At 67.9% G+C, this 22467-nt stretch carries 22 protein-coding genes; 7 read left to right on the plus strand and 15 right to left on the minus strand.

Annotation, left to right across the window (positions count from 1 at the left end):
* Positions 1-97: 97 nt before the first annotated feature.
* Both RN901_RS08235 and RN901_RS08240 read left to right on the plus strand, forming a co-directional pair.
* Positions 98-526 (plus strand): hypothetical protein, encoded by a 429-nt coding sequence (locus RN901_RS08235; RefSeq protein ID WP_310757793.1) that lies wholly within the window; start codon positions 98-100, stop codon positions 524-526.
* On the plus strand, positions 507-1670 hold the full coding sequence (locus RN901_RS08240; protein ID WP_310757794.1) for a site-specific integrase: 1164 nt from the start codon (positions 507-509) through the stop codon (positions 1668-1670). The genes RN901_RS08235 and RN901_RS08240 overlap by 20 nt, the downstream gene beginning before the upstream one ends.
* Here RN901_RS08240 and RN901_RS08245 read toward each other — a convergent pair.
* On the minus strand, positions 1630-2040 hold the full coding sequence (locus tag RN901_RS08245; RefSeq protein ID WP_310757795.1) for an NAD(P)-binding protein: 411 nt from the start codon (positions 2038-2040) through the stop codon (positions 1630-1632). The genes RN901_RS08240 and RN901_RS08245 overlap by 41 nt on opposite strands.
* A gap of 215 nt (positions 2041-2255) precedes the next feature.
* Here RN901_RS08245 and RN901_RS08250 point away from each other — a divergent pair, with 215 nt between their 5' ends.
* A complete protein-coding gene (locus RN901_RS08250; protein WP_310757796.1) occupies positions 2256-3416 on the plus strand; it encodes a PQQ-dependent sugar dehydrogenase in 1161 nt (386 codons plus the stop codon).
* A gap of 15 nt (positions 3417-3431) precedes the next feature.
* Here RN901_RS08250 and RN901_RS08255 read toward each other — a convergent pair whose 3' ends face one another.
* Positions 3432-4010, minus strand: coding sequence for an aminotransferase class IV (locus RN901_RS08255; RefSeq protein ID WP_310757797.1), 579 nt, complete (start codon positions 4008-4010; stop codon positions 3432-3434).
* Between RN901_RS08255 and RN901_RS08260 the strand changes: the two genes are divergently transcribed.
* Both RN901_RS08260 and RN901_RS08265 read left to right on the plus strand, forming a co-directional pair.
* Positions 3991-4356, plus strand: coding sequence for a hypothetical protein (locus tag RN901_RS08260; RefSeq protein WP_310757798.1), 366 nt, complete (start codon positions 3991-3993; stop codon positions 4354-4356). The two genes, RN901_RS08255 and RN901_RS08260, sit on opposite strands and share 20 nt — an antisense overlap.
* A gap of 122 nt (positions 4357-4478) precedes the next feature.
* Entirely contained in the window at positions 4479-5696 is a 1218-nt protein-coding gene (locus RN901_RS08265; RefSeq protein ID WP_310757799.1) for a serine hydrolase domain-containing protein, read from the plus strand.
* 33 nt (positions 5697-5729) lie between these two features.
* Here RN901_RS08265 and RN901_RS08270 read toward each other — a convergent pair whose 3' ends face one another.
* From RN901_RS08270 to RN901_RS08290, 5 genes are read right to left on the minus strand one after another with little or no spacing between them, the layout of a single operon-like run.
* Positions 5730-6539, minus strand: coding sequence for an ABC transporter permease (locus RN901_RS08270; protein WP_310757800.1), 810 nt, complete (start codon positions 6537-6539; stop codon positions 5730-5732).
* 5 nt (positions 6540-6544) lie between these two features.
* Positions 6545-7747 (minus strand): ABC transporter permease, encoded by a 1203-nt coding sequence (locus RN901_RS08275; RefSeq protein WP_310757801.1) that lies wholly within the window; start codon positions 7745-7747, stop codon positions 6545-6547.
* Complete coding sequence (locus RN901_RS08280; protein WP_310757802.1) at positions 7744-8847, minus strand: ABC transporter substrate-binding protein; 1104 nt, start codon at positions 8845-8847, stop codon at positions 7744-7746. The genes RN901_RS08275 and RN901_RS08280 overlap by 4 nt, the downstream gene beginning before the upstream one ends.
* Positions 8837-9961 (minus strand): ABC transporter substrate-binding protein, encoded by a 1125-nt coding sequence (locus RN901_RS08285; RefSeq protein WP_310757803.1) that lies wholly within the window; start codon positions 9959-9961, stop codon positions 8837-8839. Before RN901_RS08285 ends, RN901_RS08280 begins: the two co-directional genes overlap by 11 nt.
* Before the next feature lie 2 nt (positions 9962-9963).
* Positions 9964-11112 carry an ABC transporter ATP-binding protein gene (locus tag RN901_RS08290; protein ID WP_310757804.1) on the minus strand — a complete coding sequence of 383 codons (1149 nt, stop codon included), beginning with the start codon at positions 11110-11112 and terminating at the stop codon, positions 9964-9966.
* A 130-nt stretch (positions 11113-11242) separates the two neighbouring features.
* On the opposite strand from RN901_RS08290, the gene RN901_RS08295 reads away from it, so the two are divergent.
* Complete coding sequence (locus RN901_RS08295; protein WP_310757805.1) at positions 11243-12286, plus strand: DUF3500 domain-containing protein; 1044 nt, start codon at positions 11243-11245, stop codon at positions 12284-12286.
* A gap of 6 nt (positions 12287-12292) precedes the next feature.
* Here the strand turns inward: RN901_RS08295 and RN901_RS08300 are convergent, their stop codons facing one another.
* From RN901_RS08300 to RN901_RS08325, 6 genes are read right to left on the minus strand one after another with little or no spacing between them, the layout of a single operon-like run.
* Positions 12293-14704, minus strand: coding sequence for an efflux transporter outer membrane subunit (locus RN901_RS08300; protein ID WP_310757806.1), 2412 nt, complete (start codon positions 14702-14704; stop codon positions 12293-12295).
* A 31-nt stretch (positions 14705-14735) separates the two neighbouring features.
* Positions 14736-15452 carry a hypothetical protein gene (locus tag RN901_RS08305; RefSeq protein ID WP_310757807.1) on the minus strand — a complete coding sequence of 239 codons (717 nt, stop codon included), beginning with the start codon at positions 15450-15452 and terminating at the stop codon, positions 14736-14738.
* Entirely contained in the window at positions 15443-16315 is an 873-nt protein-coding gene (locus tag RN901_RS08310; protein ID WP_310757808.1) for a transglutaminase family protein, read from the minus strand. Before RN901_RS08310 ends, RN901_RS08305 begins: the two co-directional genes overlap by 10 nt.
* On the minus strand, positions 16312-17295 hold the full coding sequence (locus RN901_RS08315) for an alpha-E domain-containing protein (RefSeq protein WP_310757809.1): 984 nt from the start codon (positions 17293-17295) through the stop codon (positions 16312-16314). Before RN901_RS08315 ends, RN901_RS08310 begins: the two co-directional genes overlap by 4 nt.
* A 24-nt stretch (positions 17296-17319) precedes the next feature.
* Positions 17320-18819, minus strand: a complete 1500-nt coding sequence (locus RN901_RS08320) for a circularly permuted type 2 ATP-grasp protein (protein ID WP_310757810.1) — start codon at positions 18817-18819, stop codon at positions 17320-17322.
* Between the two features lie 24 nt (positions 18820-18843).
* Positions 18844-20253, minus strand: coding sequence for a hypothetical protein (locus RN901_RS08325; RefSeq protein WP_310757811.1), 1410 nt, complete (start codon positions 20251-20253; stop codon positions 18844-18846).
* 205 nt (positions 20254-20458) lie between these two features.
* Between RN901_RS08325 and RN901_RS08330 the strand changes: the two genes are divergently transcribed.
* Positions 20459-21496, plus strand: coding sequence for a porin (locus RN901_RS08330; RefSeq protein WP_310757812.1), 1038 nt, complete (start codon positions 20459-20461; stop codon positions 21494-21496).
* A gap of 96 nt (positions 21497-21592) precedes the next feature.
* On the opposite strand, the gene RN901_RS08335 is transcribed toward RN901_RS08330, so the two are convergent.
* On the minus strand, positions 21593-21928 hold the full coding sequence (locus tag RN901_RS08335) for an STAS domain-containing protein (RefSeq protein WP_310757813.1): 336 nt from the start codon (positions 21926-21928) through the stop codon (positions 21593-21595).
* Positions 21918-22361 (minus strand): ATP-binding protein, encoded by a 444-nt coding sequence (locus RN901_RS08340; RefSeq protein WP_310757814.1) that lies wholly within the window; start codon positions 22359-22361, stop codon positions 21918-21920. The genes RN901_RS08335 and RN901_RS08340 overlap by 11 nt, the downstream gene beginning before the upstream one ends.
* Positions 22362-22467: the final 106 nt, after the last annotated feature.

The following is a 22467-nucleotide window of genomic DNA, read 5'->3' on the forward strand; positions in this document are numbered from 1 at the left end:
GACGGCGAGTCGATCTCGCCGAACGGTCCGTGAGGCGCGGCGAAGGGGATGCCGGTCTCGCGGACTCGCTACGGCAGGACGAGGAAGGAGACTGGAAATGACCCGAAAGTCCAGACGGAAGACCAAGCCCGCGTCCGTCGAGGGTCTGCCCGACGACTGGCGCGGGAAGGCCAAGTCGCTCCGGCGGTACGGGAGCGAGACCGCGGCTCTCGTGCTGGACCTCTGTGCCGAAGATCTCGAAACCACGATCCGCGAGCGCGACGAAACCACGCTGTCGCTCGTCGAGGCCGCCCGCGAGAGCGGATACTCAAGGGAACATCTGGGCCGCCTCGTGCGCGACGGAAAGATCCCCAACGCCGGGAGGCTCAACGCGCCCAGGATCGCCCGCATCCACCTGCCCCGGAAGGCGACGCCGCTAGCCGCCCCGCCACTGGCGCGGGACGCCCCGCGCCGCGAGCTTTCCAACAGGCAGATCGTGCAGTCCATCATCCAGAGAGGAATGGAAGATGGCACGCACGAAACGTGACCGGCGCTCGTACAGCGCCGGAGAATGGGGCCGCAACCGGGTGAGGGTGTTCCCTGATCCGAAGACTGGCCTCTACCAGATAGAGTGGCGCGAGAACGGGCGCAGGCTCACCCGGTCGCTGGGGCACCGTGACTGGACCCGCGCGAAGCGGCAGGCCGACGAGGCCGCTGCGGGCTTCGCAGTACATGACCCCAACGGCAAGGCCGAAGCCGAGGCCGAGCTGCTAACGCTGGGAACGCTCTTTGACATCTACGGTGAGGAGGTGACGCCGACCAAGGCCGACAGGTCGCGGCGATACGACCGGGTTGCGATGAGGATGTTCCTCGGGTTCTTCGGACTCGACCGCGATCCGGCGACCCTGTCGCAGCGCGATTGGGATCGCTTCATCCGGGCGCGGAGGGTCGGCAAGGTTGGACCCAGCGGCAAACCCGTGTCCGACCGGACAGTCGAGTTCGACCTGAGATTCCTGATCGCGGTCCTCAACTGGGCGTCGAAGTCCCGGGACGAGAACGGGAGGCTCCTTCTCGACTCGAATCCGCTGAGGGGCTTGAAGACGCCCAAGGAGAAGAACCCCACCCGGGTCGTCCTCTCCGACGAGGAGTATGGGGCGTTGCTCGGAGTCTCCCGGCAGGTCGACTGGCGGTTCCATGTCGCGCTCGTGCTCGCGCACGAAACGGGGCACCGCATCGGCGCGATTCGCCAACTTCGCTGGAGCGACATCGACTTCGAGGACAGGACCATCGTCTGGCGGGCGGAGCATGAGAAGACGGGCTACGAGCACGTCACGCCGATGACCGACGAGGCGGTCGTTGCCTTGGAAGAGGCTGCGCAACGCCGCTATCCCGATGCCAACGACTCTCCGGTGTTACCTGCTCCAAGGGACACCTCGCGGTGCGCCAGCCTGTCGGCGGTCCGGTATTGGTGGGACAAAGCCCAGAAGCTGGCAGGGCTCGAACCGAAGCGCGGTCGGGGGTGGCACTCGCTGAGGCGGAAGTTCGCGTCCGATCTCATGGCGCTTCCGCTGAAGGTGCTCTGCGAGCTCGGAGGCTGGAAGGAGGCCCAGACGGTGCTGCGCTGCTACCAGCAGGCCGACGCTGGACAGCTCAGGAAGGCTTTGGAGAGCCGCCCGAGAGTTCGCGCCTGACCCAAGTCGATTGGCGGGAACCAAAAGGCGGGAACACGAGGTTAGAGTACCGCAAGGTCAATTCCCACAAAATGTTGTGATCTTGACTGATCCCGTCGCTGTAGCTGAATCTCGTGTCGATCAGGTCGATGCCGAACTGTTTCAGCAGCACCACGAAGTGCTGATAGACGGAAGGGATGCAGGCGGTGACGGAGATGTCGAAGGGGATCGTGCTGCCGTCCTCCTGCGGCATGTCGACGGTCACGGCGTTCCCGCCCAGTTGCTCCCGAGCCTCGAACAGCCGGAAATCGAATCGGTCCGAATCGTGATGCAGCGCCCATGCGGCCCCGAGGCCCGAGACGCCTCCGCCGACGATGGCGATGTTCTTCATCGGTCTCCCCTTCCCGCGGGGTGGTGGTATCCTCCCCGCCCCCCGGAAACGTTGCCGCGCCCGTGCGTGTTCACACAATGCGGACGCCGCCGGTGCGCGCGGCGGTCGCTGCGGCCGGCGAGCCTTGCTGTTCGGGGGCCACCGGCAACAGTTTTTTCGGGCTTCGCCAACCCATGAACCACGAGATGGACGTCATGATTTTCCCTGGAGACAAGATGATCAAGCGGACCCCACTGGCGATCTTCGCCGCCGGGCTTCTTCTGTCGACCGCGACTCCGGCGCTGGGCCAGGACGTCATGCAGTCGGCGTACCACGACTACAGGCTTGTCCCGGTGGCGGAAGGGCTGGTGCGCCCGTGGTCGATCGCGTTCCTGCCCGATGGCGAGATGCTGGTCACCGAAAAGGCGGGTACGCTTCGCGTCGTGCGCGACGGGATGCTCCTTCCCGAGCCCGTGAAGGGCGTGCCGGAGGTGATCTCGGCCGGACAGGGCGGACTTCTCGATGTCGTGCCTCACCCCGACTTCGAGGACAACCGGCTCCTCTACCTCAGCTACTCGAAGCCGGACGAGACCGAGCGCGGGACGACTGCGGTCATCCGGGGACGCTACGAGAACGGCGCTCTGACGGGCATCGAGGAGATCTTCCTGGCGGTATCGGAAGGGCGAGGGCACTACGGGTCCCGTCTCGTCTTCGACGGACAGGGGCACCTCTTCATCAGCGTCGGCGATCGCCAGGCCTCGACCCGCGGCGATCTCTACGCGCACCCCGCGCAGGATCCCTCGACCCATCACGGCACCGTGAGCCGAGTGTACGACGACGGCGGGATTCCCGAGGACAACCCGTTCCTCGACGACCCGAACGTTCAGCCGGAGATCTGGAGCTTCGGGCACCGCAACCAGCAGGGGATGGTCATGAACCCGGAGACGGGCGACCTGTGGGCCACGGAGCACGGTCCGCAGGGCGGGGACGAACTCAACCTGGTTCAGCCGGGGCTCAACTACGGCTGGCCCATCGTGGGCTACGGCGTGAACTACGGCTCGGGCACCGCAATCCACGAGGGGACCCACAAGGAGGGGATGGAGCAGCCGGCCCACGTCTGGGTGCCGTCGATCGCGGTTTCCGGACTTCTCTTCTACACGGGCGACCGCTTCCCGCACTGGAAGGGGAACCTGTTCGTGGGCGGGATGGCCGGGGAGCAGTTGGCGCGCCTGACGCTGGACGGGCAGGACGTGGTGCGGGAGGAGACGCTCGTTCAGGGACTGGGCCGCATCCGCGACGTCCGGCAGGGTCCGGACGGGCTCATCTACCTGGCCATCGACGGTCGGCGGGGCGAACCGACGGCGATCGTGCGGATGGAGCCGGTCGCCACGCGCTAGCAGCCGTGGGCAGCCCTAGGCCGCCGATCCTTCGGGGGCCACGGCCCGCCGGTAGGCTTCCGACAGCGCCCGGGTGATCTCGCCCGGGCGACCGCTGCCCACGGGCCGTCCGTCCAGTTCCACGGTCGGCCGCACCTCCGTCGTCGTACCCGTGAAGAAGATCTCGTCGGCATCGCGCAGTTCGTCCACCGTGAAGGCGCGCTCGCGGGCGGAGATCCCCAGTCCCGCGCACAGTTCGAGCGTGAAGGCGCGGGTGACGCCGTGCAGGATGTGGTTCGTGGCCGGGGCCGTCGTCACCTCTCCGCCGAGAACCGCGAACACGTTGTTGTGCGTTCCCTCCTGGACCATCCCTTCGCGGATGAAGATCGCGTCCTCGACTTCCGCCTCCACCGCGGCCTGCTGCGCAAGGACGTTGGGCAGGAGGCCGGTCGTCTTGATGTCGGCGCGGGCCCAGCGCTGGTCGGGCAGCGTGATGGCGCCGAAGCCCCGCTCCCACCGCTCCGGCGTCGTGCGGACGAGTTCCTTCGCGAAGGCGTAGACCGTGGGCGGGACCGCCTCCTTCGGGAAGGCGTGCGTGCGGGGGGGCGGCGCCACGCGTCACCTGCATGTAGAAGACGGAGAACTCCGCCGCGACGAGGTCGTTCCGCGCGATGAGTTCGTCGCCCACGGCGGCCAGGGGAGCCACGTCCGCCTCGATCCGGAGCGTCCGGAGGCCCCAGGCGAGCCGTTCCAGGTGGCGTTCGCGCAGGAAGCAGTGGCCCATGTACGCCGGAATCGCCTCGTATACCGCGTCCGCGAACAGGAAGCCCCGGTCGTTCACCGAGACCCGCGCCTCGCCGACGGGGAGGTAGTCTCCGTTCAGATAGACGATGATGGTCTGCAACGCCTCCGCTCTCTGGAATCGCCGGCAGTCGTGCCGCGCCGCCAGCCGGCCCACTAGATGTCCGTGTCGAGCCCCGGGGGGCAAGGTCGGTCGCGATCTGGTTCACGCTCGGGCGCCGCGTTAGCGTTCAGTGGGCGGGTCCCGCTATCGGCCCGTTTTCTTCTGCCTCCGGAGGACTGATGAAGGTTTCGCGGCGAGTTCGCGGCATCCCTGCCGCTCGGTGGCTCTTCCTGGCGATCATCCTGCCCGCGACGATCCTCGCGGGCGCGGCGGGGTTCAACCCGGCGCTGGCGGCGCAGGAAGCGCGTACGCTCTCCTACGGCGATCCGGAAGAGGTCGGCATGTCCCGCGCCGTCCTCGAAGGCGCCCTCGGACTGTACCACGAGGCGGTGGAGCGGGGAGACATCGTGGGCGCCGTGCTGCTGGTCGCGCGCAAGGGAAAGATCGTCCTTCACGAGGCGGTCGGCATGCGCGACAAGGAGCGGGGGCTGCCGATGGAGCGGAATTCGATGTTCCGCATGGCCTCGAATACGAAGCCCGTCGTGGCGACGGCAGTCGCGCAGCTCGTCGAGGAGGGCAAGCTCTCATACGACGACCTCGTCCGGGAGTACATCCCCGAGTGGGACAACTACCGCGCGGGGTTCATCACGGTCGGACACCTCCTGTCCCACAGCAGCGGGCTCCGGATCCCCACGCTCTTCCTGCAGCCGCTGGGCGAGAACCCGACGCTGCAGAGCGAGTCGGCCCGCTTCGGCGCGATCGGGGCGGAGGTGACACCGGGCGAGACGTACTCTTACAACAATCCCGGTTACAACACGCTCGGCGCGCTGGTCGAGATCGCCTCCGGCCAGTTGCTGGAGGACCGGCTCATGGAGACGGTGTACGGACCGCTCGGGATGGCGGACAGCTACAACCACCACGCGGAGCACCCCGTCGGTGGGAAGATCGACCGCATGGGCGCCGTCTACTACCAGCGCGGCCCCGACGGCGACTGGATGCCCGGGGGCACGCCGGGAGGTCCGGTGGCCTTCCCGTTCGCGCGCGCCTCGGGCGGGATGATCTCGTCGGCGTGGGACTACGCGGTCTTCGCCCAGACCTTCCTGAACGGCGGGACCTATGACGGCGCCGAGATCCTGACGCCGGAGTCGGTCGAACTCATGACGTCACCGAAGATCCACATCGCGGGCGAGGGGGACGAGGCGAGCTACTACGGATACGGCTGGCGGCTCGCCGACGGCACGTTCGGCCACGGGGGATCGGACGGCACGAACGCGTGGCTCGACCCCGACCGCGAGATCATCGGCATCGTGTTCACGCAGACGCCGCGCGGCGACAACCGCGGAACCCGCCTCGAGCGCTTCCGCGAACTCGTGAACCTCTCGCTCGAAGGCAACTGACCGGGGCCACCCCGGGCGTGACGCCCGCCGGCGTTATCTCGCTCCCCGCCGGCGGAGCCATTCCACGGTCAGGAGGAGGCCGAGGGCGAACACGACCAGGAAGGTCGCGACCGCCAGGATCGCGGGGCTGATCTGTTCCCGGATCCCGGCCCACATCTGGCGCGGGATCGTCCTCTGCTCCAGTCCGCCCATGAAGAGGACGACGACGACCTCGTCGAACGACGTGGCGAAGGCGAACAGGGCCCCCGAGATCACGCCGGGCGCGATGAGCGGCAACTGCACGGTCCGGAAGATGCGCACCGGCCCCGCGCCCAGGCTGGCCGCGGCCCGCGTGAGGTTGCGGTCGAAGCCCGCCAGCGTGGCGACGACCGTGATGACGACGAAGGGCATGCCGAGCGTGGCGTGGGCCAGGATGAGTCCGAGGTGCGTCTGCGCCAGGCCGACATTTGTATAGAAGAAGAACATCCCGGCCGCGGAGATGATCACGGGCGTGACCATCGGCGAGATGAGGAGTCCCGTGATGAAGCGGCGGGCGGGCATCGCGGGGCTCGAGAGTCCGAGGGCGGCGAGCGTGCCCAGGGCGGTGGCCAGCAGCGTGGCGGAGATACCGATCACGAGGCTGTTCACGAGACTCCGGGTCCACGCCTCGTTCTCGAGGATCTCCCGATACCAGCGCAGGGACCACGCCTCGGGGTCGAGCCGAAGCATCCCGTCGGTGAAGGTGAAGTAGGGTTCCGCGTTGAAGCTCAGGGGGACGATCACGATGATCGGCGCCACGAGAAAGATGAAGACGAGGACGCAGAAGGCGAGGTGGGCGAAGCGGCCGATGCGGACTCCGGTCACGATCGCTAACTCAGGCTCATGCGCTCGACGCCCACCAGTCGGTCGTAGAGCAGGTAGAGAACGAGCACGCCCGCGAGCAGAAGCGCGCCCAGCGCCGCCGCCAGCCCCCAGTTCAGCGACGTCTGCATGTGGTACGCGACCATGTTCGAGATCAACTGGCCGCTGCTTCCGCCCACGAGCGCCGGGGTGATGTAGTAGCCGATCGCGAGGATGAAGACGAGGAGCGACCCGGCCCCCACGCCGGGCAGCGTCTGCGGCCAGTACACCCGTCGGAACGCCTGCGCGGGGGTGGCCCCCATCGAGGCGGCCGCCCGCATGTGCAGCGGTGGGATCGAACGCATCACCGAGTACAGCGGCAGGACCATGAAGGGCAGCAGGACGTGCGTCATGGCCACGAGCGTGCCGGTCATGTTGTAGACCATGGAGAGCCGGCCGTCGTCGCCGACGAGCCCGATCCACACCAGCACGTCGTTGATCACCCCCTGTGTCTGGAGGAGGACGATCCACGACGTGGTGCGAACGAGGAGCGACGTCCAGAAGGGCACGAGAACGAGAGCGAGCAACAGGTTGCCCCGGCGCGGCGGCGCGTGCGCGATGAGATGCGCGATCGGGTAACCGAGGATGAGGCAGAACACGGTGATCGCCAGGCTCACGAGCAGGGTGCGCCACAGCAGCGGCAGGTAGATGCGCCGTTCCTCGGGCTGGCGGGCGACCGAGCCGTCCGGCAGCCGCTGCATGTCGACGGCGTTGAGGTAGTGGCGGGCCGTGAAGCGCTCGCCCGCCGCGCGGATGGCGTGCCAGGTCCCGGGGTCGACCCACGCGGAGTCGATGCCCGCCATCGCCTCGCGCCAGGGCCCGTCGGTCACGTCCTCGAGGTTCCGGGCGGTGCGCGTGAACACGCTGCGCAGCCCGCTTTGCAGCCGGTTCACGCGGCCGGCGACCTGCCCCAGCGTCCTCGCCTCCCGCGCCGACCCGAGTTCCCGGGCCGCCGCCTCGTATGCCGCTTCGGGAGGTAGCCCTTCCCCCTCCCATTCGCGCAGCGCGGAGAGGGTCGCGGGCAGCGCGTCCGCCACAACCGGGTCGTGGACGCTCCGCAACAGCATCGTCCCCAGCGGGGCCAGGAAGGTGACGCCGAGGAAGACCAGAAGCGGCAGCACGAGCCCCATCGCCCGCAGCCGCTCGCGCGGAGGCGGCCCGACGCCTCTCACCGCGCCAACCAGGCGCTGAAGCGCTCGTTCAGCACGTCCTGATTGTCCACCCACCAGGCCCAGTCCCTCCACAGCGCTCGGGCCATGTTGGAAGGATGCGTTGGCAGATGCGGCCCCATCTCCACACCGGTCTCGAGGTGGGTCGTGATCAGCGGCGCGGCCGAGGCCCGGGCGGGGCCGTACGAGATTCGGCGGCCGAGCGCCGCGAGCGCCTCGGCGGTACTCGCAAAGCTCGCGAGTCGCATCGCCTCCTCCACCCGCGGCGTGCCGGCAACGATGGCCAGCTGGTTGATGTCGAGGAGTTGCCCGTCCCAGACGATGACGAACGGCTGGTTCTCCAGCACCTGGGCGTTGAAGATCCGTCCGTTGTAGGCCGTGCTCATCACGACCTCCCCATCGGCCAGCATCTGGGGCGGTTGGGCGCCCGCCTCCCACCACACGACGTGATCCTTGATCGTATCGAGTTTACGGAACGCCCGATCCAGGCCCTCCGGCGTGTCGAGCAGGGCGTACACCTCCTCCACCGGCACACCGTCCGCCAGGAGGGCGAACTCGAGGTTGAACATCGGAACACGGCGCATCCCGCGGCGCCCGGGGAACTTCTCGAGATCGAAGAAGTCCGCGATCGTCGCCGGTGCGGCGTCCGGATAACGGCTCGCATCGAACGCGTAGATCGTGGACCAGACGACAACCCCGACTCCGCAGTCCGAAAGGGTCCCCGGCACAAAATCCTCCGCCGCCGCCGTCCCGTCCGCTCCGGGGGGCAGCATCTCCGCATCGATGTACTCCAGCAGCCCCTCGTCGCAGGCGAGCGTGACGTCCGACACGTTGAGGTCCACGACGTCCCAATAGACGTTGCCCACTTCCACCTGGGCGCGGATCTGAGCCAGGCCGCCGGTGAAGTCCTCGACGTCCACCCGGATGCCGGAGGCGTCGGTGAACGGCTCGAACCACGCCTCCGTACTCGCCTTCTGGTACGAGCCGCCGTAGGAGACGGCGGTGATCGACTGGGCGGTGGCGTGGGCGGCGAAACACGCGACGAGAGCGGCGGCGGACGCGGACGTGCGCGCCGCGGCACGCGCAAGCGGGTCAGTTCCCACGGGTCAGCCAGGCGCTGAAGCGCTCGTTCAGCGCGTCCTGGTTGTCCACCCAGAACTCCCAATCGTTCCGCAGCGCGCGCGCCACGTTTTCCGGGCTCGTGGGCAGGTGGGGTGCCATCTCGACGCCGGTTGCGAGGTGCGTGGTGACGAGCGGTTCTCCCGACCGGCGGGCCGGACCGTAGGAGATCCGGCGCGCGACCGCCGCCAGCGACTCGCCCGTCGTCGCGAAGCGGAGGAAGCGGAGTGCGTTTTCCAGCCGCGGCGTCCTCGCCACGATGCTCAGCTGGCCGTAGTCGAGCACCTGGCCGTCCCACACGATGACGAACGGCTGCTCCTCCAGGACCTGCGCATTGAAGATGCGGCCGTTGTAAGCGGTGCTCATCACGACCTCGCCGTCCGCGAGCATCTGGGGAGGCTGGGCGCCCGCCTCCCACCAGATGACCTGGTCCGCGACCGTATCCAGCTTGTCGAAGGCCCGGTCCAGCCCCTCCGGGGTGCGCAGAACGGCGTAGACGTCGTCGAGCGGTACGCCGTCGGCGATGAGGGCGAACTCGAGGTTCACCTGCGGTACGCGACGCATGCCGCGGCGCCCGGGGAACCTCTCCAGGTCGAAGAAATCCGCCATCGTCGCGGGCTTCTCATCCGGGAAGAGGTCGGCGTTGTACGCGTAGACGGTGGAATAGAACAGCATCCCGGCCCCGCACGGACCCTGCAGCTCCGGATAGAAGTCATCCCTCGCGGGCGTCCCGTCGGGGGCCGGCGGTAGCATGTCGATGTCGATCGGCTCCAGCAGACCTTCGTCGCAGCCCCGCATCGCGTCCGCCATCTCCAGGTCCACGACATCCCAGTAGACCGCATCGACATCGACCTGCGCACGGATCTGGGCGAGGCCGCCGTTGTAGTCCTCCATGTCCACCCGAATCCCGGTCTCATCCATGAACGGGATCTGGATCGCCCCGCGGTACGCGCGGCCGTAGGAGCCTCCCCAGGACACGGCCGTGATCGCCGGACCTTCCGGCGCCTGCGGCCCGCACCCGAGCGTGAACACCGCGGCGACCGCGAGCAGGACGAGCGCCACACCGCGCGACGCGTGGATTGCAGATCTCTTCTTCATGTTCATGCGTTTCTCCGAGCCTCCTCGTCCCCTTCGAAGTCCAGCGCGCGGCAGTCGTTGACGGTCCATCCGATGCGAACGGCGTCGCCGACCATCATGGCGCCGTGTCCCACGATGTTCGGGATCTTGGCCACGACATCCCGGTGCCCGCAGGCGGCCAGCCGGACGCGCAGGTGGTCGCCGAGAAACGTCATGTCCTCGATGACGGCCTCGACCTCGTTGTGGTACAGACCGTCCTCGGGCTTGATCGCGATCCGTTCGGGGCGAATCGAGAGCGTGACCATGTCGCCGACCCCGCACGGGGCGATCCGGAAGGCACGGATCCGCTCGCCCCCCACATCCACTTCGCACAGGTCATCCTCGACGAGCGCCACCCGGCCGTGGAGCCGGTTGTTTTCGCCGATGAAGCGGGCGACGAACGCGCGTTCGGGCTCCTCGTAGAGCCCCTCCGCGCCGGCGATCTGCTCGATCCGGCCGCCATTGAGGACGGCGATCCGATCCGACATCACCATCGCCTCCTGCTGGTCGTGCGTGACGTAGACGACGGTCACACCGAGCCTCTGGTGGATGGAGCGGATCTCATACTGCATTTCCTCGCGCAGGCTGCGGTCCAGGGCGCCGAGCGGCTCGTCCATCAACACGAGGTCGGGTTCGAACACGAGGGCCCGCGCGATGGCCACGCGCTGTTGCTGGCCGCCGGAAAGCTGGCCGGGGCGCCGGTCCTCGAGGCCACCGAGGCGGACGAGGTCGAGCGCACGTTCGACGCGCTCGCGGCGCTGTTCCTCCGCGATGCCTCGCACTTCCAGGGGGAACGCGAGGTTCGCGCCGACCGTCATGTGCGGAAAGAGCGCATAGTTCTGGAACACCATCCCGATCCCCCGCTTGCGGGGCGGAAGGTCCTGGACGGAGCGTCCGCCGATGCGGATCGCGCCGGACGTCGCGGTCTGAAAGCCCGCGAGCATCATCAGGATGGTCGTCTTCCCCGAACCCGAAGGACCGAGGAGGGTCACGAACTCGCCCTTGCCGATGCCGAGGTTGAGATCGTCGACGACCAGCGTACGGCCGTCGTAGCTCTTGCTCACGTCCTCGAACTCCACGTGCGTGGCCTGACTGCGACGGTCGCTCTCCGCGCCGGTGGGACCCGCGATCATCTGGCGATTCTGCCTTGTTTTTCGGAATATGAAATGGTGATCAGCCCCGGATGGGGCCGACCAACTTGAAACCGGCGGCGCCAATCCGCGAGGGTACGCGGCCGTGGCTGTTTCGAGCGGAGGAGGAACGATGAAGATCAGGAATCGAACGGCGGGACGGGTCACGTGGGCCACCTGCCTGCTCGCGCCCGTGGCCGCGTTCGCGCTTGCGGTCGGAGGAGAACCGGGCGCGAAGATGGACTCGGCCTCCGCGGCACAGGCCTTCGTCTCCCTGCTCGACGAGGCGGGACGGGAGAAGGCGCTCTTCTCCCTCGAGGACGAGGAGCGTTTCAACTGGCACTTCGTCCCGAGGGCCCGGAACGGACTGCCGCTCGCCGACATGACGACCGCGCAGCGCGGCGCCGCGCACGATCTCCTTCAGGCCGCCATGAGCAGCCAGGGCTTTCTGAAGGCCAGCGCGATCATCGAACTGGAGCGCATCCTCGGACTCCTGGAAGGACGGCCCGAGCGCCGGGACCCGGAGAACTACTATGTCTCGATCTTCGGCGACCCCGCGTCGGACGGGCCCTGGGCGTGGCGTTTCGAAGGACATCACCTCTCCCTCAACTTCTCGTCGCCCTCGGGTCTGCTCACGGTGACGGGACCCGCGTTCATGGGCGCGAACCCGGCCCGCGTGCCATCGGGTCCGAAGGCGGGCTGGCGGCCGCTGGGGCGGGAGGAAGACCTGGCCCGGGCGCTGATGCGGAGCTTCACGCCGGACCAGCGCGAGCGGGCGACGATCGCGACCGAAGCCCCCAGCGACATCCTCACCGGGAACGACCGCGAGGCCCGGCTCGACGCGTTCGAGGGCCTTCCCGCCGACGCCATGACCGCGGAGCAGCGCGCGATCCTGTTCGAGATCGTGCACGAGTACGCGGGGAACGCGACGACGGGCGCCGACTGGATGGCGCGGGTCGAAAACGAGATTCCGGCGAGCGACATCCACTTCGCCTGGGCCGGGCCGCTCGACCCCGGCGAGGGACACTACTACCGCGTCCACGCTCCGGTCTTCCTGATCGAGTACGACAATACGCAGAACGACGCGAACCACGTCCACTCGGTGTGGCGGGACCTGGAGAACGACTTCGGGGGCGACGCGCTGGCGCGCCACTACGAGGAGTCCGACCACCACTAGCGGGCGCTAGCGGCCGATGAGCCTCAGGAAGCGGGGATCTTCGCGCACCCGCTCGAAATCGTCCGCGCCCGGCAGGGTGCGCCGCCGGCCGGGATTGAGTTCCACCGCCCGCTCCAGGGCGTCGAAGGCGTCGTCTTCGCGTCCGTCGGCGAGCAGGATCGCGGCCAGCGTCACCCACGCGTTGTCGTTCTCCGGCGACCTGGCCGAGGCTTCGCGCGCCAGCGCCAGGGCGCCCTGCAGATCGCCGTCCTGCCTCATCCGCGAGGCTTCGCGCAGCATCTGGCCCGAACGGTACATGTTGAGGACCCGGCGCAGTTCGGCGAGCGGTTCGTCGTGGTCGTCCACCCGGATGTCGACAACGCGGTCGCTGTAGCCGCCGTTGACACGCGGAGCAACGACGAGGATGGCGCCGGACTGCATGCCGCGGGCGTCGCCGCCTGCCGCCTGCGCGGCGTCGAGCGCGTCCATGAGCCGTTCCGCGAGCGGTCCCGTCGACGATTCGAACGAGGCCGCCATCGCGTCGACGACCTCGGGGCCGGTGAGGATGTTCCCCTGAGCACAGTAGTCCACGCCGCACTTGTGGCCCTTCCAGTCGCTCGCGCCGGCGCCCGTCCAGGCGGCCGTCCGTCCCTGCTGGTCGAGGATCGCAACCTGGCGGCGATCCCGGCCCTCGTCGCTCCCCACCATCATCTCGAGGGCCTCCTCGGGTGAGTAGCCGGCCTGGAGGAGCTGGATGCCGATCGCCCCGTACATCGGGTTCGCGGCGGCCTGGTGAGCGATAATCACGAGTCCGCCCTTCGCGTGCATGGCGCGGTTCCCCGCCCCGAACGCCTTCGACTGCACGCCCATCCCCAGTTCGCCGGTCGCCGGATCGCGCCCGATGATGGAGTAGGTCCCGAGGTAGTTCGGATCGAAGAGGTTTTCGCTGTTCCCGGACGTCGGGACCATGCGCGGCTCGGGGACCGCCTCGGGCGAAGCCCACGCGCCTCCCAGTGCGCGATGGACGGCGAGCCGCGCCAGGGCCAGATCCCGCGTCGCGCCCGCCAGCGCCGCCTCGACGTTCAGGAGCGTGCGCAGGGCGTCGAGATAGTCCGTGTAGCCCACGACCCCCGACTCGTACCGCTGCGACTGAAGCTCCATTGTAGCCAGCGCCTCGTCGCGCTGTGAGGCGAGGAACGCGTGCCGCCGGGCCTCGTTCTCCAGACCGGCGAGCGCGGTTTCGACTTCGTTCACCGCCGTCACGACCGTCCGTCCGTACGCGTTCGCGGCCTCATCGAAGCGGGCCTCGGCGAGCGCGAGATTGTTCCGAAGCCGGCCGGCCTGGAAGATGGGCGCGGTGAGGTTCGTGATCAGATTCGTGAACCACTGCTGCGCGTTGAAGAGTTCGCCGGCATCCGCGCTTGCCAGCCCGATGGAACCGGACAGCGAGAGCGACGGAAGCAGTTGGGCCCGACGCGCGCCGATGCTGTAGCGGGCCGCGTCGAGCCGCTGGCCCGCCGCCCGTACATCGGGCCGCTGGTACAGGAGGTCGGCCGGAATCCCGGCGGGGACGGGATCTGCCGCGAGTTGCGGCGCGAGGGCGTCGGGCAGAATCGCCTCGACGTCCTCCCGATAGCCGCCCAGGAGAACGGCCAGGCGGGCCTCGGCGCTCGTGAGCTGCGTCTCGAGTCGCGGCAGCCCCGCCTGAGTGTTCCTGAGGTCCTGGCGAACCTGGGACAGCGTCCAGGAATCGATCAGGCCGCGGTCGTAGCTGGTCGAAGCCAACGACTCTCGTTCAAGCAGCACCTCCACCGTCTCGCCGGCCAGTTCGGTCTGCTGCCGCAGGCTGACGATGTCGAAATACGTCGTAATGGTCTCGGCCAGGATGCCGATCCGCGCCGCATGGAAATCCGACTCCGACGCCAGGTATTCCGACCCCGCCGCCCGCGCGTCGTTGCGTGCGCGTCCCCAGAAGTCCAGCTCCCAGGCGAAATCCGCGCTGACGGAATACGTCGTCAGCTCGATTCTGTCCGGAAACGCGAACCCGGCGATCGAATCCCCCGGACCGCCCAGACCGAGGGCCTGTATCTGCGCGCCGATGCCGGCGTCCGTCGGCGTGTCGGTATCGGTGACGTTTCCGCTCGCCCCCACGCTCGGGAAGAGGTCGGCCCGTGCGATGCGCGCCCTCGCGCGCGCCTGGCGGACCCGCGCAACGCCCGCGGCAAGGTCGAAGTTGGAGGCGAGTACGGAATCGACCACGGCGTCGAGCACCGGATCCCGGAACGTCGTCCACCACTCCAGCGGCTCGTACGCCCCCGGCTGCAGCCTTGCCGAGAAATCGTCCGGGATCTCCGCCACCGGCTCCGGAAGGGACGGCCCCGGAGCCAGCGAACAGGCGGAGAGAAGCAGCAGCGGGGCGACCCCCGGCCATTTCGTCACACGCGGTGCTCCCGTGGGCGTCATCGCGTGCTCAGGGCGCGATGCTGAAGCCGAACACCAGGTGCGCGCGGTCCTGGTCGGGATTCAGGATGTACGCGACGCTCACCGGCACGGCGAAGGTTTCGGTGATCGCGAGATCCTTGCTCGCCGTGACGCCCAGGTTCACCAGGGCCGCTTCGTCGGTGCCGTAGAAGTCGCTCTCGCCGCCCACAAACCCCATGTGCAGCCCGACGCCCACTCCGGAGATCTCGAAGGGCACGCCCACCTCCGCGTACAGCACGCTGCTCTTGGTAAGCACCCCTCCGAACAGGGAGATCGGGAAGGTCTCCGGACCCGAGAAGGCGAGCGACATCTCCACGGTGTGCGCCGCCCCGGCCCCGAAACCCGCGTCGGCGCCGGGCGAGGGGAAGTAGTAGTCGGTGATTCCGACGGCGACGGAGAGGCCCGATTCGGCCGTCACCGTGTAGGTCGCCCAGAGGTCGTTCTCGTTGGCGGAGGCCCCCGACGCGGAAATGGAGTACGAACCCCACGCCCCGAACTCGAGCCCTCCGGCCCCGAAGGTGATCGCGGGCTGCACGGCCATGGATTCGCCGAAGTCGACGCCGCGCCAAACATAGCGGCTCACGACATCGGCCCCGATGGAGGCGGACTGGCCCCACACCGGGACGGCGAAGGCGAAGAGGGCCGCGACGGCAGTGGCGAGCCGGAGGCCCCGCAACCGGAACGAATCAACGCGGATCACAGGCACGATTCTTCTCCTCTCCCAATGGTGACCCGGGTGCGAAGCATGGACTCCGCCGAACCCCGGAAAACGCCGCGAGTGGGCGGAACATCGGCATAATCGCGGCCCACCGCGACCCGCACGTGGCGCACATCGCATTGCGTGTCGTTGGTCGGATCGAAGCCGATCCAGCCAATGCCCGGGAACCAGCTCTCGACCCAGGCGTGGCTTTCACCCGTCGTTGCGCTACCGCCGTTCTCGCCGTCCGGACCCAGATAGCCGGACACGTATCGGGTCGGGATCCCCCAGCCCCGCAGGATCGAGGCCATGACGTGAGCGTAGTCCTGGCACACGCCCTCGCGGCTCTCGAGGATGCGCTCGATCGGCGAATCCACGGCGGTCGTACCTGGAATATAATCAAACGACTCGTGGAGCCGGCTGCACAGGGCCGTGGCGGTCGCCAGCGGATCGTCCCCGCGTTCGAGGCCGCAGTTCGTGATGAAATCGGCGAGGAGCGGCGAGGAGCGGACGAAACGGCTCGGTTGCAGCATCAGCCCGAGTTCGGGCGCGCTCGCCTCGGCGCCGAGCCGGACCCACGCGTCCTCCCCGACCTCGAGGGGCGTCTCCGGTATCGGCCCCACCTCCACCGTCGAACGTCCGACGATCGAGAGACGGCGGTGCTTCCCGGGGCGATTGAAGAAGTGGCCCCGGTTGCGAAACGGCCCTTCGAATTCGAATACGGAGCCGGACGGGTCCGTCTCGATCGTGAACCCGCGCACGACCTGCCTTCGGTCCTGCACGGGGTGCAGGTAAAGCGTCATGACGGACACTTGCACCGGGGCGCTGTAGACGAACTCGATCGCGTGTTCGATGGTGTAGCGCGCAATCATGACGGGAGCCCCGCGGCGACCGGGTAGTCGACGTACGTGGCCTGCACGAGGCTGTGCAGGGTCCGGCTGTCGCGCGTCAGAGACTCGAAGACCTCCCCGGACGCGGCACCGGGTGGGGTACCGGCCTCGCCCGGGTCGAGTTCGAGGGCCGCGGCCATGCGAAGCACCATGCGGTGTGGCGAGGCGAGCGGCGGGCGTCCGCCCGCCGGGTCGATTCCGCGCAGCGCGGACTCGATGCGGTCCGTCGCGTAGCGCAGGGAACGGGAAACCTCCGGGTTCCGCATCAGAAAGCCGAGCACCGAGCTACGGTGCAAGGCGAGCGACCGGTCCCGGCGGTAGGGCTCGAAGGCGCCGCACACGCGCAGCAAATCGGCCCAGGAGAGGACGAGGCCGTCACCCTCCGGCCGCGCGATCCGATTCCACACGTCGAGCAGCACGACCTGCTGCTGCAGCCGCTCGACGTAGCGGCCGAGTTCGAGGAACCGCCACGCATCGTCACGCGCCATGCTGGCGTCCACGACGCCGGCGAGGAGGCGGAGCCGGTCCATCGCCTGGCTCACCAGGGCCGCGGGTCCCTCGCCCCAGGCGTCGGCGAACTCCGTCTCCTGGAGCCAGAGGAACCCCTGGTTCAGGCACACCCATACGCGCAGCGGCAGCCGGGGCCGGATCTCCCTGGCGTTCTCCCGCGCCATCCCCCAGCACGAAATCATCGATGCCGGGTTCGTCGTGTCTTCGACGAGGCCGCCCGTCAACGTGTAGGCATCCGCGATGAGGAAGGCTTCGGCCTCGTCCACATCGGCCGGCGCCTGCGGAGGGGACTGACTCAGTGCCCGGTAGACAACCCGCCACCCGAGGGCGAGTTCGTCGGCATCCGCATCGACGAGCCGGGTCAGCTGGTACTCGAGCAGACGGGCCGTGTTTTCGGTCCGTTCCGCGTAGCGGCCAAGCCAGTAGAAGTTCGCCGCCATCCGCGCTAGCATCGTCCGTCGCCCCTCTCCGGCCCGCTACTCACGGAGGATCCAGAGATCCTTGCAGCCTCCGCCCTGGCTGGAGTTCACGACGAGGCTTCCCTTGCGCAGCGCGACGCGGCACAGGCCGCCGGGGACCACGTGCTGCTTTTCCTTCCCCTGGAGGACGAAGGGGCGCAGGTCCACGTGGCGAGGCTCCAGGCGTCCGTCCACGAAGCAGCCCGCCCGGGAAAGGGGCAGCACCGGCTGCGAGATGTAGTTCGCCGGGTCGCTCCGCAGTTGCTCCGCGAACGCCTTCCGCTCGGCCTTCGTGGCATGCGGGCCCACGAGCATCCCGTAGCCCCCCGACCCTCCCACCTCCTTGACGACGAGTTCCTTGAGGTTGTCCAGCGTGTAGGCGAGACCGTCCGGCTCTCGGCAGAGATGGGTTTCCACGTTGGCCAGAATCGGCTCTTCATCCAGGAAATAGCGGATGAGGCGCGGGACGTACGCGTATAGCGCCTTGTCGTCCGCCACGCCCGTGCCCGGCGCGTTGGCGAGCACCAGGTTGCCGGCGCGGTAGGCGTGGAAGAGGCCGGCGGCCCCGAGCACGGAGTCTTCCCGGAAGGCGACCGGATCGAGAAAATCGTCATCGATCCGTCGGTAGAGCACGTCGATCCGCCGCAGACCCGCGGCCGTGCGAGCGTACAGCGTCGCGTCGTGCACAACGAGATCCCGCCCCTCCACCAGATCGACGCCCATCTCGCCGGCCAGGAACGCATGCTCGTAGTAGGCCGAGTTGTACCGGCCCGGCGTCAGCACCGCCATGCGGGGCGTCTCCGCGGTCAGCGAGAGCGACGCGATCGTCGAGTAGAGGCGCTCCGGATAGTCGGCCACCTCGCGGACCCCATACGCCCGATACAGATAGGGGAAGGCCCATTTCATCGCCGTGCGGCAGGCGAGCATGTAGGAAACGCCCGACGGGACCCGGAGATTGTCCTCCAGCACCGAGAAGGTGTCACCCGCGCGCACGATGTCCGTCCCGCACACGGCAACGTACACGTCGTGCGGCACCTTCATCCCCCGCATCTCGATACGGTACTGCGGACAGCCGAGCACGAGGTCGACGGGAACGATGCCATCCCGCAGCGACTTCCCGTCGTGGTAGACGTCGTGCAGGAACAGGTTGAGGGCCGTGAGGCGCTGCTTCAGCCCCCGCTCGATGTGATCCCACTCCTCGGCGGTGATGAGGCGGGGCACGCAGTCGATGGGGATGATCTGCTCCGAGACATCCTCGACGCCGAGGACCGTGAACGTGATCCCCTCATGGACGAAACGGCGATACACGCCGTCCTGGAGCCGTTCCAGGTCTTCCGGGGGGATTTTGGAGAGGGCGGCCCCGAGTCGGCGGGCCCGCGCCCGTGGGGTGCCGTCCTCGTTGAACAACTCGTCGTGAAAAGCGGAATCCAGCTCGTAGTGCCGGAAAGGCCCGGACCCCGCCGAGATCGCGGGGTCCGGGTCGGCATAGCCGTGATCGACGAACTTCACCGCCGACATTGAACGCTACCCGTGGGCGGACGCTCAGTCCGCGTCGCGGAAGTCGTTGTCGTCGTCCGGATCCACCATGAGGACGAATTCGGGGTAGGCATCGATCCCGAGTTCCGCCGCGTCCTGGCCGATGCTCTCGACGCTCCGCGACACGCGAACGCCCATCGTCCTGTCCAGCACCGTCCAGAGGATCCAGGAGACGAAGAAGGCGAACGCGCCGATGGCCGCGACGCCGGTCAACTGCACCCAGAAATTGCCGCCGGCCGCGATGCACGTGGCGAGCGTGCCCCAGATTCCCGCAAACAGGTGTGCGGGCACGGCCCCGACCACGTCGTCGATCCGCCGCACCTCCAGCAGCTTCAGCCCCAACATGCAGAGGAGGGAGCCGACCGCGCCGATCAGGATCGCCCACAGCGAGTTCGTGATGTTCGGTCCCGCCGTGATCGCCACCATGCCCGAGATCGCCCCGTTGAGCGTGGCGAAGAGGTCGACCCGGCCCAGGATCGACCGGGACAGGCAGAGCGCCGTGATGACGCCGGCCGCGGCGGCCAGGTTCGTGTTCACGAGGATGTTGCTCATCGACACCGCGTTGACGACGCCAGAGAGGGCGAGTTCGGAGCCGCCGTTGAAGCCGAACCAGCCCATCCAGAGGATGAACACCCCCAGCGTGACGGCGGGGATGTTCGACGGGGGGGTCGGCTTGATGGAGCCGTCCTTGCGGTACTTGCCCCAGCGCGGACCCACGACGAGCGCGCCGGCGAGCGCCGCCCAGCCGCCGGTCGAGTGCACGATCGTCGAGCCGGCGAAGTCCGTGAAGCCCCTCTGTCCGAGCCAGCCGCCGCCCCACGTCCAGGCGCCGACGATGGGGTAGATGACCGCGGTGAGCGCGCCCACGAAGACGAAGAAGGTCCACAGCTTGACCCGCTCGGCCAGCGCCCCCGAGACGATCGAGGCGGTCGTGGCGACGAAGACCATCTGGAAGAACCAGTCCGACATCACGGAGTAGCCGTTCTCCGCCACCGCGGCGGCCGCGCCTTCGTTCCCGCCGATAAGCGCGACCTCGTCGGCGGACGGGCCGTAAAAGAAGCTGATCGACCCGATCACGCTCCCGACGTCGACGTACATGAGGTTGTAGCCGATGACGTAGTAGGCGAGACCCGCGATGGCGTACAGCCCGATGTTCTTCATGCAGATCATCGACGCGCTCTTGGACCGCACGGAACCGGCTTCGAGCATCGTGAAGCCCGCGCACATCCACATCACGAGCACGCCCCAGACGAGGAACGAGTACGTGTTGAGGACGAACCCGAGATCTCCGGCAACGTCCTGCGCGGCGAGGAGGGCCGGCGCCAGGAGAAGGCCCACGCCGGAGAGCAGCGCGGCGGGTGCGAGGTTCCTTCCCGCCGCGAACCGGCGGGACCAGCATACCTGATGGGTGCTCACGGCGGCTCCTTCTTCAACAGGTTTTTCGTCCGATCATGGCCCTTCGCGACTCGCGGTTTAGGTTGCGTGCCTGCTCGGCATCGCGCAACGGGTTCTCGGGGCGCCGGTAGCCGAACGGCGGCGGCCGATTATCTTCGGGTGTGACCGGGCTACACCGGAATCTTCGACGAGAGGGCATATCGCTATGTGGAAACGCTCCATCGGAGTGGTCGCCGCATTTGGGCTGGGACTGACGCTTCCGGCAGTCCACCCCCTCCTTGCCCAGGAAATCCGGGCGCGTGGCGGCTCCACCGTCACGGTGGGCGCCCGAGTCCAGGCGCAGTACGAGGCTTCGAGCGTTGACGAGGCGCCTTCGTCCTTCTTCATCCGCCGCGCGTGGGTGACGATCGACGGGCAACTCAACGATCTCGTCGGAGCCAGGGCGCAGTTCAACATCGACGGCGCAGCGGTTCTGGAAGCGTATCTGGAACTCACACCGAGCGAGGCGCTGGAGATCCAGCTGGGGCAGTTCAAGAAGGGGATGTCGTATTTCTGGCTGGTGCCCAACTCCTGGCTCCCGATCATCGAACGAGACGCCAGGGTCACCGGCGTGGATCACTGCCCCGGCGTCGGCAGCGTATGCACCTTCGGCCGTCTCACCGGCGCGCTGGGCCTGGACAACTACGAGCCGGGCATCCTCGCGCAGGGGCGCGTCAGCCCGCATTTCGGCTACCGCTTCACGCTCACCAACGGCGAGGGGATCGGGAACAAGGACGTGAACACCGGGAAGTCGGCCTCGGGCCAGCTCTCCCTGTTCCCGACCGGGGGGAACACGCGGGTGTCCGCCTACTTCGCCCTGGACGAGACGCTGAACAGCCGGGAGGAGACGATGGGCGTCCCGGCAGTCGGGGCCGAGGTGGAACTCGGCACCTGGCTCGGCGGTCCCCACCTGATCGCCAACGTCCTGCAGGGCCGCAACTGGAAGCTGAACGATGACGCGAAGTTCTCCGCCTTCCAGTTCATGGCCTTCTGGTATCTGCCCATGGCGCCCGAGTCGCAGTTCTCGGGGATCGAGCCGATGCTTCGCGTAAGCTGGGTCGATTCAGGCGCTGAGAATCCGGAAAAGGTCACCGGGACGGTGGTCACGCCCGGCGTCATGGTGTACTTCACGGGTCGAAACGGGATTTCCACGAACGTGGACTTCTACAGTTCGGGCGGCCGGTCGGACTGGTCCTGGAAGGTCCAGGCGTTCGCTTTCTTCTGATCGGGCCCGGTCGGGCCGCGACGGATCAGGGGCCGCGACGGATCAGGGGGCGCGACGGATCGCCGGCGCGCCCCCTGTTTTGCTTCCGGTCTTTTTCTACTTGAAGCTCGCCTGAGCTTCCTCGACCGTATCGAAGACCTTGGTCAGCCGCACGAAACCGCTGACCTCCAACACTTCGAGGATATTCTCCGGTACGTGGCACAGGGCGAGCCCTCCGCCAGCCTGGTTGGTCTTGCGGATGGCGATCAACAGCGCCCGTAGCCCGGCACTGCTGATGTAGCGCAGGCTCCCGCAGTCCAGGACCAGGTTGGTCGCCCCCCCATCGATGATGCCGGAGAGCTCGCCATCGAAGTCCTTGGCGTTGCTGGAGTCTACGCGCCCGCTGACCACGCCCACGGCGGTATCTCCCGAATAGCTGGTCTCAATGTTCATCTGGCGATTCCTCGCTTCCGGCAGCCCCCAGCGGCTGCGTCAGGGTAAGGCAGTTGAAACCCTCGACCCGCTCATACGCAAGCGTGTCAATAAAAGACTTCGTAAGGTGGATGCCAAGCCCCCCGATGGGACGATCTTCCGCTGCAAGGCTTATGTCGGGAATCTCCGCGTCCTCAAGTGGGTTGAAGGGTCGGCCGTTGTCTCGAATCGTGATCTCAATGTCGGCGTCTCCGAGACGAATGTCCACCGTGATGACCGGATCCTCCGTGATTCCTTCGAATCCGTAGGAGATGATGTTCGTCAGGAGCTCGTCCAGCGAGAGCTGAAACCGGAAGATGATGTCGTGCGAAAGCGCCCGCTCGAGGCAGAAGCGCTCGACCTCATCCACGACGCGACGTGGCTCGCTCGGGTCCGGCTTGACGGCGATCCGCACTCCAGGTCCGCTCCTTGGCTGGCTGCCCACTCGTTGTTCCAGGCGCCTTCGGCGCCGAAACTACGCTCACTCCCGAGGTTTGACATATTGCGCGGCCGGTCCCCGG

The sequence above is a fragment of the Candidatus Palauibacter soopunensis genome, assembly GCF_947581735.1.
GTDB classification, from domain to species: domain Bacteria; phylum Gemmatimonadota; class Gemmatimonadetes; order Palauibacterales; family Palauibacteraceae; genus Palauibacter; species Palauibacter soopunensis.